This is a genomic window from Thermoanaerobaculia bacterium, from assembly GCA_018057705.1.
Lineage (GTDB): Bacteria > Acidobacteriota > Thermoanaerobaculia > Multivoradales > JAGPDF01 > JAGPDF01.
In genome coordinates this window covers 1-8500 of record JAGPDF010000117.1, presented here as the reverse complement: position 1 = coordinate 8500, position 8500 = coordinate 1, and the positions used below count along the sequence as shown (strand labels likewise).

Sequence of the window (8500 nt, the reverse complement as noted above, 5' to 3'; positions counted from 1 at the left end):
CTTTGACAACCACGACGTAGCGGTGGCCCCGCGAGAAATCGCGGGGCTCGCAAGAGGGAAGCCGGTTTGAAGCCGGCGCGGCCCCCGCCACTGTAACCGGGTACGAAACCGGAGACACCACTGCGCGCCAGAGATCGAGATTCGGTCGGGCGCGCGGGAAGGTCCGGGAGTAGGAAGATCCGGGAGCCAGGAGACCTGCCGCTCGTCCGATGTATTCGTCCCCCGGGGTGTGGGGAGCGATCCCGGCCGGCCCCGCCGCACGCCCCCGCTCGTCTCCCCGTTCCCTTTCGGCGAAACATCGATTTTCGCGAAAGGAGATCGGCCATGCGCCCTTCCCTCGTACATTTCGCTGCGCTCCTCGGGGGAGTGACCGCAGCCGCCTCTGCCACCTCAGCCCTACCCCAGACCTCGCCGCCGTTCGCGGAGTCGATCACCATCACCGCCACCGAGAAGCCCGAGAGGGCGGCGGAGGTTCCGGCCACCGTCGAGGTCGTGACGGCGGCGGAGATCGGCATTCGCCAGGCGGTCGAGGCGGTCGACCTCTTGCGGACGGTCCCCGGTCTCGAGCTCGTGCAGGCGGGCTCCGCCGGCAAACAGACCTCGCTGTTCTCGCGCGGCACCAACTCGAGTCACACCCTGGTGTTGTGGAACGGTATCGAGCTCAACGATCCCTATCTCGGCGGCTTCGACTGGTCGACGCTCTCGACCGACGGCATCGAGCGCATCGAAGTCGTGCGCGGACCGTTCTCGGCGCTCTACGGCTCGAGCGCGCTCGGCGGCGTCGTCCAGTTGGTGACCCGCCGCGGCGGCGGGGACGACACGCATCTCGGCAGGGCCGGATTCGAAGGCGGCTCGAACGACTACCTGCGCGGCAGCGTCGCTGGCGGGCACCGCTTCGGGGCGCTCGCCGTCGATCTGGCCGGCCATCTGCGGCGCGGCGAGGGTGAGGTCCGAAACGACTTCTACGACGGCGAGGAGATCGACCTCGCTCTCGAGGGCGCGTTGAGCGATTCCGCGACCCTCGGCGCGCTCGTGCGCCGGGCGGCGAGCGACGTCGGCATTCCCTACGACTATGCCGGTCGACCGACGCTGCGGCGCGAGCAGACCTTCGAGACGACGTCGTTCGCGGTGCCGTTCGCCTGGACGAAGGAGCTTTGGCACCTCGACGCCCAGGCGGCGACGACCGCGACCGATCTTGCGGTGAGCGATCCCGACGATCCGTTCGCGGCGAGCCGCGCCGAGGCCGGCCGCGACCAGGCCCGCATGGTCGTGCGACGCAGCTTCGGCGACGACCTCGAGGCCTCCGCGGGCGGCGACTGGGACAGGCAGGAGGTCCGCGCCCGGGACGCCTTCAGCCCCGGCTTGAGCGACGAGAGCCAGCGTACCTGGGCGGCCTTCGGGCAGCTCTCCTGGACGCCGGGGCCGCTGCGCGTCGACGCCGGAGTGCGCCGCGACGCCAACGATGTGTTCGGGGCCGAGACCAGCGCCAAGGCGGGCGTCGTCTGGGCGATCTCCGACGCCTGGCGGATGCGTGCGACCTACGGCGAGGCCTTTCGCGCCCCCTCGCTCGCCGATCTCTACTACCCGGGTTTCTCGAACCCCGACCTTTCGCCCGAGGACTCGCGCAGTTACGAGCTTGCGGTCGAAGGAGGCAGCGGTGGGTGGCGCACGATGGTGGCGCTGTTCGAGAACGATCTCGACAACCTGATCGAGTTCGACTTCGCGACGTTCGTGCCGCAGAACCTGGGGCGCGCGCGGGCGCGCGGTGTCGAAGGCTCGCTCGCCCTGCGGCGCGGTCTGGTCGACGCTCGTCTGGTCGCGACCTGGCTCGACGCCGAGAACCTCGACACCGGCGGTCCGCTGCTGCGCCGACCGCAGGAGAGTGCGAGCCTCGTGGTCTACGCCCGCCCGGGCGAGTGGACGGTCGGCGGCGTGCTGCGCTACGTCGGGGCTCGCACCGACTTCGGGGACGTGGCGCTCGCCGCCTACACCACTCTCGACCTCTCTCTCGCCCGGCGACTCGGCGGGCGCTGGGAGCCGTTTCTGCGCGTCGAGAACGTCCTCGACGAGAGCTACGACGAGGCGGCGGGCTTCCCGGCGCCAGGCTTGGGCTTTCGCACCGGTTTCGGCCTGCGGTTCTGAGCCTGTCCATGAGCCGTCCGACCGCGCTCTTCGCTGCGCTCTTCGCCGGGAGCGCACTCCTCGCGTCGGCTTGTGGCGCGCCGCCGGGAGCGCCGGGGGCGGCAGCGCCCGCCGCAGCTCCCGGCGCCGCGGCGGGCGCCGCCGGCGGGCGCATCGCGGTGATGTCGCCTTCGGCGGCGGAGACGCTGGTCGCGCTCGGCGTCGCGCCCCGCATCGTCGCGGTGGGCGACTTCGTCGACTGGCCGCCCGAGCTCGCACGGCTGCCGAAGATCGGGGCGTTCGACGCGCCGAACGCCGAGCGCCTCGTCGAGCTCGGGGTGACGCAGCTGTTCACCGCGGCGAGCGAGGCCGGCCGTGGCGAGCACGCCCGGCTCGTCGGGCTGGGGATCGAGGTCGTCGCCTTGGAAACTTCGACCTTCGCCGGCACCCTGGCGGCGATCGCCGAGGCCGGGCGCCGGGTCGACCGCGCCAACGAAGCCCGCCAGCTTCTCGATCGCATCGCGGCGCGGATCGCCGAGGTCCGCCAGCGGGCGGCCACCGTCCCGCGGCGCCGCGTCCTCGTCGCGGTCGGGCACGACCCGCTCTTCGTTGCCGGCCCGGGCTCGCATCTCGACGAGCTGGTGACCATCGCCGGCGGCGAGAACGTCGCGCACGATGCCGCGTCGCCTTATCCCATGATCGCCCTCGAGGCGATACTGGTGCGCGCCCCGGAGGTCATCGTCGACAGCGCCGACAACCGGCCGGGGCATTCGCGCGGCATGCAGGCCGGGTTCTGGGCCGCTTGGCCGTTCCTGCCGGCGGTGGCCGAGAGTCGTGTTGCCGTCGTCGATCCGTGGCAGCTGCTGGTGCCCGGCCCGCGGCTCGCCGACATGGCCGAGCTCATGGGTCGCCTCGTCCATCCCGAGGTCTTCGGTGCGACGCGACCCGAGGACTTCGGCGGCGCCCCCCGTCCGGCCGAGGACGCGGGTCGATGAGCTCCCCCTCCCCCTCCCCCTCCCTCTCCGACACCCCCGCGCTTGCCGGAGCTGCCGCCCCGGCACCCTGGCGCCGGCTCGCGCTGGTGACGTTCGGACTCGGGGCGCTCCTCGCGCTCGCGATCGGCTTCGCGGTGAGCTTCGGCGCCGCTCAGGTTCCGCTCTGGCAGCGCCTCCTCGCGGGCGGCGTGTGGAGCGAAGCGCAGGAGGCGATCCTCTTTGCCCTGCGCCTGCCGCGGGTGCTCACCGCGGCGGCTCTCGGCGGACTTCTCGGTGTCGCCGGCGTCGCCTTTCAAGCGCTGCTGCGCAATCCGCTCGCCGACCCCTATGTCCTGGGCGTCTCGGGTGGCGCGAGCCTCGGTGGCGTCCTCGCTCTCATTGCCGGCGTCGCCGGCCTCGGCGTGCCGCTCGCGGCGTTCCTCGGAGCGCTCGCTTCGCTGGTCGCGATCGAGCGCATGGCGACCGCCGGCGGGCGGCTCACCGTGTTCACGCTTCTCCTGACAGGTGCGATCTTCAACGCCTTCAGCGCGGCGTTGATCTACTTCCTGCAGAGCGTGGCCTCACGTGAAGAGCTCTCGGCGATCGTCTTCTACCTCATGGGGCGCGTCCCGAGCTCCGGCCCGGTCACCCTGGTCGCTCTCTGGGCGGCCGGCGTCGCGATCACCGTCGCGCTGTTCGCCTCGGCGCGCGACTTCAACGCCCTCACCGGCGGCGAGGAGGGCGCGCAGCAGCTCGGCGTGGACGTCGAACGCCTCAAGCGGCGCACGTTCGTCCTCGGTTCGCTCGCCACAGCGCTCGCAGTCGCGACCGCCGGCCTGATCGGTTTCGTCGGCCTGGTGGTGCCGCATCTCCTGCGCCGGTTGCTCGGCCCCGATCACCGCCTGCTGCTGCCGGCGGCGTTCCTGGGCGGAGCGTCGTTTCTGGTGCTGGCCGACCTCGCGGCGCGGACCCTCGCCGCGCCGACCGAACTGCCGGTTGGCGTCGTGACGGCGCTCCTCGGCGGGCCGTTCTTCCTGATCCTCCTGCGGCGCCGCGGAGTCGGAGCCGGGGCCGGGGCCGGGGGGCCGCATGGTTGAAGGCGCTTTGACTCCGGTACCGGCTCCGCTGCTCGAGGTGCGCAACCTCACGGTCGCCTACGGCTCCCGCCTGGCGCTCGCCGGTGTCGACCTGCGGCTCGAGGCGGGGAGCGTCGTCGGCCTCCTGGGGCCGAACGGCGCCGGCAAGAGCACGCTGGTGCGCGCGGTCTCCGGGGTGCTCGCGGGCTTCTCCGGCAGCGTGAAGGTCGCTGGCGACGACCTCCGTTCGCTGCCGCGCAAGGAGGTGGCGCGGCGCATCGCGGTCGTGCCGCAGGAGCCGCGCTTCGACTTTCCGTTCACCGCGCTCGAAGTCGTCGTGATGGGGCGGCATCCCCACCTCGGGAGCCTCGCCTTCGAGTCGGCGTGCGACTTCGAGATCGCGCGCCAGGCGCTGGCGCGCTGCGGCGCGCTGCACCTCGCCGCGAGGCCGATCGACGAGCTGTCGTCGGGCGAGCGCCAGCGGATCGTCTTCGCGCGCGCTCTCGCGCAGAAGGCGCCGATCCTGCTCCTCGACGAGCCGGCGAGCTTCCTCGACCTGCGTTTCCAGGTCGAGCTCTTCGATCGGGTGCGGGAACTGGCCGACGAAGGGACGGGCGTCGTCGCGGTTCTGCACGACTTGAACCTCGCCGCCGAGTACTGCGACCGGGTCGTGCTTCTCCAGGGCGGGCGGGTGGTCGCCGCCGGGCCGACCGCCGAGGTGCTGACCTACCAGCACCTCACAGCGGTCTACGAGACCGAGATCTACGTCGACCTGAACGACATCACCGGAGCGCTCGTGGTGACGCCGCTCTCCTCCCGCGCACGCCGCCGGCTCCGCCAGCAGCCGCCCGCGTCCCCGATGCCCCCGACGTCTTCGGGGGAATAGAATCCGACCGATGCTCCTCTGTCGATTCGGCTCCGAAGGCCTGCTCGCCGCTGGCCCCTCCCTCGCCCAACTCCGCGTGCTGTTCTCGGATCCGTTCGAGACGCCGCTCTCGCAGTGGCAGTTCGGCCGCACGATCGACCTCGGGGAGGGTGACGCGGTACGCGCACCGCTCGTTCCCGGGAAGATCGTCTGCGTGGGCCGCAACTATCGCGACCACGCCGCCGAGCTCGGAAATCCGCTGCCCACCGAGCCGCTCCTCTTCCTCAAGGCGCCGTCGGCGGTCGTCGGCCCCGGCTCCGCGATCGTCCTGCCGCCGGAGAGTGCGCGCGTCGATTTCGAGGGCGAGATCGCGCTGGTCGTGAGGCACCGTCTGCGCCGCGTCGGACCGGCCGAGGCGCTCGCCGGCATCCTCGGCGTCACCTGCGCCAACGATGTTTCGGCGCGCGATCTGCAGAAGCGCGACGGCTCGTTCTCGGGGGCGAAGTCGTTCGACACTTTCTGTCCGCTCGGCCCGGCGATCCTCGTCGAACCCGAGCTCGAGGGCCTCGAGGTGCGCACGCGAGTGAACGGCGCCCTCCGCCAGCACGGCCGGGTGGGCGAGATGGTTTTCGGCTTCGCGGAGCTCCTGGCCTATGCCTCCTGCCGCATGACCCTCGAACCGGGAGATCTCTTCCTTACCGGCACCCCCGCCGGCGTCGGACCGCTCGCCGACGGCGACCGCGTCGAGGTCGAGATTCCGGGCCTTCCTGTGCTCGCGAATCCGGTCGAGGCCTGGCGGCAGTAGCCGGGCGCTTCCGCGCGCTGGCGTTGCGATCGGGAGCGGCGCGTTTCAGCGCTTGCCGGGCAACAGCAGGAGTCCGGCGCCGACCGCGATCGCGGCGATGCCGGCCCACTTGGGGAGCTGGACGCGCTCCTTCTTGGCGACCGAGAACTCGAGCGGGCCGATCTTCGCGGTGTCCTTGTCCTTCGCGAAGCTGAAGCCGCCCTGGACCAGGATGAAGACGCCGGCGGCGACGAGCAGCAGGGCAACGATCTTTCGCAGGCTCATCTCGAGGTCTCCTCGTGTCGGTCGGGTTCGCGGGTGCGCCGCGCCCACAGGACAAGGGCCAGTGCGGCGACGGGCAGGAGGTGAATTCCGCCTCCAGCCGTGCGGCCGAGAAAATAGAGCGCCAGCCAGAGGCCGAGCGCGGCGGCAGCGGCGACGAGCCGCAAGTACGGAGACATCGAAGTGCATTCTAGGCGACCTCGGGCGAATCCCGGTCCGACAGCGTGGCCCGGGTGCGCGACAGTCGAAGGGTGAGCGCGCCCCTCGCATCTCCTGGCATCTGCGTACGCCCATCTCCGATATCCTCGCGGCATGCGGAGCTGGCGCGTCACCCACAGCGAGACCCTCTTCCAGCATCGGCTGTTCGCCCTGCGCCGCGAGTCGCTGGTGGCGGAGAGTACCGAAGAGGGCGGGTTCGCCCCGGCTGCAGCCGGCGCTACCCGCGAGGCGCTCACCCTCGACGCGCCGACCTGGGTGAACGTCATCGCCCTGCTGCCCGGCGATCGCGTCCTGCTCGTCCGCCAGTGGCGCTATGGGATCGGCGCGTCGACGCTCGAGATCCCCGGCGGCATGGTCGAGGTCGGCGAAGAGGTCGATCCGCAGGCCGCCGCCGGCCGCGAGCTCTTCGAGGAGACCGGCTACCGTGCCGGGACGCTCGCCCTGCTGGGCGAAGTCGAGCCGAACCCGGCGTTCATCACCAACCGCTGCCAGACCTACATCGCCCGGGATCTCGTGCGGGAGGGCGAACCGGAAGGCGACGGCGAAGAGGAGCTCACGGTCGAGATCGCGGCTCTCACGGAGATTCCAGGGCTCATCCGCTCGGGCGCGATCCGCCATGCCCTGGTCATCGCCGCGTTCTATCTCCTCGACCACGCGCAGCCGGCGCTGCCGGACTCCGCCCCTGCCGCCGAACGCCCCGGGTCGGGCGCCTCGTGAAGCTCGAAGCGGTAACCTTCGACGTCACCCACACACTGCTCTCCTGTCCGGCGCTCGGGCAGCAGTACGCCGAAGTCCTCGCCCGACACGGCATCGAAGTCGCGGCCGGCGACGTCGAGGCCGCCATCCCGCTCGTCTGGCAGGAGCTCGCCTGTGCGGCCTCGCCGGCGCGCGACCGCTTCGTGAACCATGCCAACGGCGCGCGCGGCTTCTGGCGGCACTTCGTCGAGCGCACCTGCGAGTTGGTCGACGCCCCCCGCCCGACCGCCTTCGCTGCCGCCGAGCTCTTCGACCGCTTCGCGCAGCCTGCGGCCTGGGTGGTCGCGCCCGGCACGCGCGAGATGCTCGCCGGCCTCCGCCTCGCGGGCCTCAAGCTGGCGGTGATCTCGAACTGGGATCAGCGCCTGCCGCTGCTGCTCGAGCGCCTCGAGCTCGCCGACTTCTTCGACACCTTCGCGATCTCCGCCATCGTCGGAGCAGAGAAGCCGCATCCGCGGATCTTCGAGAGCGCGCTCGCGGACCTGGGCGTCACCGCGGAGCGTGCGCTCCACGTCGGCGACAGCCGGCGTGACGACGTCGAGGGCGCCCTGGGGGCCGGCATGCAGGCGCTCCTGCTTTCGCCCTCCGGGCAGGGCGATCTCCGGAGCCTCGTCGAGCTCCCGGCGCTGCTGTTCGGCGAGCGTTCGCAGGCTGGATGAACTGCGCGGGGAGAACCCGCGCGGGGAGGAACTGCGTGGGGATAAACTGCATCGATGATGCGGCAGGCGGGCCATTGGCTGGCAGCGGCGGTCGGCGGCGGCCTCGGTTCGCTGGCGCGCTACCTCCTGCAGGGCTGGGTGCAGCGGCGGGCCGGCGAGGCGCAGGGCTGGGCGGCGGTCTTCCCCTGGGGGACGCTGGCGGTCAATTCCAGTGGCTGTCTGCTGATCGGCTTTCTGGCCATGCTCTTCGAGCAACGCCTGGTGGTCGCGCCGGAGACCCGGACCTTCGTTCTCATCGGCCTGCTCGGCGGATTCACGACCTTCTCGAGCTTCGGCTTCGAGACGTTCGCCCTGCTGCGTGACGGCAATACACTGCTCGCGGCGGCCAATGTCGCCGTCAACGTGACGGCGGGACTCATCGGGGTGGTGGGCGGCGCGATGCTGGCGCGGGCGCTCTAGGAGGAACGACGATGGAGCTTCAGGGCGACCGGCTTCTCCTGCGGATCTACATCGGCGAGTCGAATCGCTCCGGGGGCGTGCCGCTCTACGAGGCGATCGTCCAGCGGGCCCGCGAGCGCGGCCTCTCGGGGGCGACGGTCCTGCGCGGCATCGAGGGCTTCGGTGCCAACTCGCGGATTCACCGCGCCTCGATCCTGCGCCTTTCGGAGGACCTGCCGATCGTGGTCGAGATCGTGGATCGAAGGGAACGCATCGAACCGTTTCTCACCGAGCTCGACCCGATGATCGAGGACGGGATGGTGACG

At 71.4% G+C, this 8500-nt stretch carries 11 protein-coding genes and 1 riboswitch; of the genes, 9 read left to right on the top strand and 2 right to left on the bottom strand.

From position 1 onward, the window contains the following. Positions 1-3 precede the first annotated feature (3 nt). Positions 4-218: riboswitch (cobalamin riboswitch) on the top strand. A gap of 106 nt (positions 219-324) precedes the next feature. The 5 genes from KBI44_20415 to KBI44_20395 are packed head-to-tail and all read left to right on the top strand — an operon-like array spanning position 325 to position 5841. Then, positions 325-2142 (top strand): TonB-dependent receptor, encoded by a 1818-nt coding sequence (locus KBI44_20415; protein ID MBP9146846.1) that lies wholly within the window; start codon positions 325-327, stop codon positions 2140-2142. A gap of 8 nt (positions 2143-2150) precedes the next feature. Next, on the top strand, positions 2151-3116 hold the full coding sequence (locus KBI44_20410) for an ABC transporter substrate-binding protein (protein MBP9146845.1): 966 nt from the start codon (positions 2151-2153) through the stop codon (positions 3114-3116). After that, positions 3113-4192, top strand: a complete 1080-nt coding sequence (locus KBI44_20405; GenBank protein ID MBP9146844.1) for an iron ABC transporter permease — start codon at positions 3113-3115, stop codon at positions 4190-4192. Before KBI44_20410 ends, KBI44_20405 begins: the two co-directional genes overlap by 4 nt. Next, positions 4185-5057 (top strand): ABC transporter ATP-binding protein, encoded by an 873-nt coding sequence (locus KBI44_20400; protein MBP9146843.1) that lies wholly within the window; start codon positions 4185-4187, stop codon positions 5055-5057. The genes KBI44_20405 and KBI44_20400 overlap by 8 nt, the downstream gene beginning before the upstream one ends. 10 nt (positions 5058-5067) lie before the next feature. Beyond that, positions 5068-5841, top strand: a complete 774-nt coding sequence (locus KBI44_20395) for a fumarylacetoacetate hydrolase family protein (GenBank protein ID MBP9146842.1) — start codon at positions 5068-5070, stop codon at positions 5839-5841. A 45-nt stretch (positions 5842-5886) separates the two neighbouring features. Here KBI44_20395 and KBI44_20390 read toward each other — a convergent pair whose 3' ends face one another. Beyond that, positions 5887-6105, bottom strand: coding sequence for a hypothetical protein (locus tag KBI44_20390; GenBank protein MBP9146841.1), 219 nt, complete (start codon positions 6103-6105; stop codon positions 5887-5889). After that, positions 6102-6281 carry a hypothetical protein gene (locus KBI44_20385; GenBank protein MBP9146840.1) on the bottom strand — a complete coding sequence of 60 codons (180 nt, stop codon included), beginning with the start codon at positions 6279-6281 and terminating at the stop codon, positions 6102-6104. The genes KBI44_20390 and KBI44_20385 overlap by 4 nt, the downstream gene beginning before the upstream one ends. A gap of 133 nt (positions 6282-6414) precedes the next feature. Here KBI44_20385 and KBI44_20380 point away from each other — a divergent pair, with 133 nt between their 5' ends. The 4 genes from KBI44_20380 to KBI44_20365 form a co-directional block, all read left to right on the top strand. Beyond that, complete coding sequence (locus KBI44_20380) at positions 6415-7038, top strand: NUDIX hydrolase (protein MBP9146839.1); 624 nt, start codon at positions 6415-6417, stop codon at positions 7036-7038. Then, a complete protein-coding gene (locus KBI44_20375; GenBank protein MBP9146838.1) occupies positions 7035-7736 on the top strand; it encodes an HAD-IA family hydrolase in 702 nt (233 codons plus the stop codon). The genes KBI44_20380 and KBI44_20375 overlap by 4 nt, the downstream gene beginning before the upstream one ends. A 57-nt stretch (positions 7737-7793) precedes the next feature. Then, entirely contained in the window at positions 7794-8195 is a 402-nt protein-coding gene (gene crcB / locus KBI44_20370) for a fluoride efflux transporter CrcB (protein ID MBP9146837.1), read from the top strand. 11 nt (positions 8196-8206) lie between these two features. Further along, positions 8207-8500 (top strand): DUF190 domain-containing protein (locus KBI44_20365; GenBank protein ID MBP9146836.1); only part of this gene is annotated, 294 nt, incomplete at its 3' end.

What these genes read in the sequence shown, in the direction of transcription:
- KBI44_20415 (MBP9146846.1), top strand. Translation starts at nt 325, where the DNA reads ATGCGCCCTTCCCTCGTACATTTCGCTGCGCTCCTCGGGGGAGTGACC.
- KBI44_20410 (MBP9146845.1), top strand. Translation starts at nt 2,151, where the DNA reads ATGAGCCGTCCGACCGCGCTCTTCGCTGCGCTCTTCGCCGGGAGCGCA.
- KBI44_20405 (MBP9146844.1), top strand. Translation starts at nt 3,113, where the DNA reads ATGAGCTCCCCCTCCCCCTCCCCCTCCCTCTCCGACACCCCCGCGCTT.
- KBI44_20400 (MBP9146843.1), top strand. Translation starts at nt 4,185, where the DNA reads ATGGTTGAAGGCGCTTTGACTCCGGTACCGGCTCCGCTGCTCGAGGTG.
- KBI44_20395 (MBP9146842.1), top strand. Translation starts at nt 5,068, where the DNA reads ATGCTCCTCTGTCGATTCGGCTCCGAAGGCCTGCTCGCCGCTGGCCCC.
- KBI44_20390 (MBP9146841.1), bottom strand. Translation starts at nt 6,105, where the DNA reads ATGAGCCTGCGAAAGATCGTTGCCCTGCTGCTCGTCGCCGCCGGCGTC.
- KBI44_20385 (MBP9146840.1), bottom strand. Translation starts at nt 6,281, where the DNA reads ATGTCTCCGTACTTGCGGCTCGTCGCCGCTGCCGCCGCGCTCGGCCTC.
- KBI44_20380 (MBP9146839.1), top strand. Translation starts at nt 6,415, where the DNA reads ATGCGGAGCTGGCGCGTCACCCACAGCGAGACCCTCTTCCAGCATCGG.
- crcB (MBP9146837.1), top strand. Translation starts at nt 7,794, where the DNA reads ATGCGGCAGGCGGGCCATTGGCTGGCAGCGGCGGTCGGCGGCGGCCTC.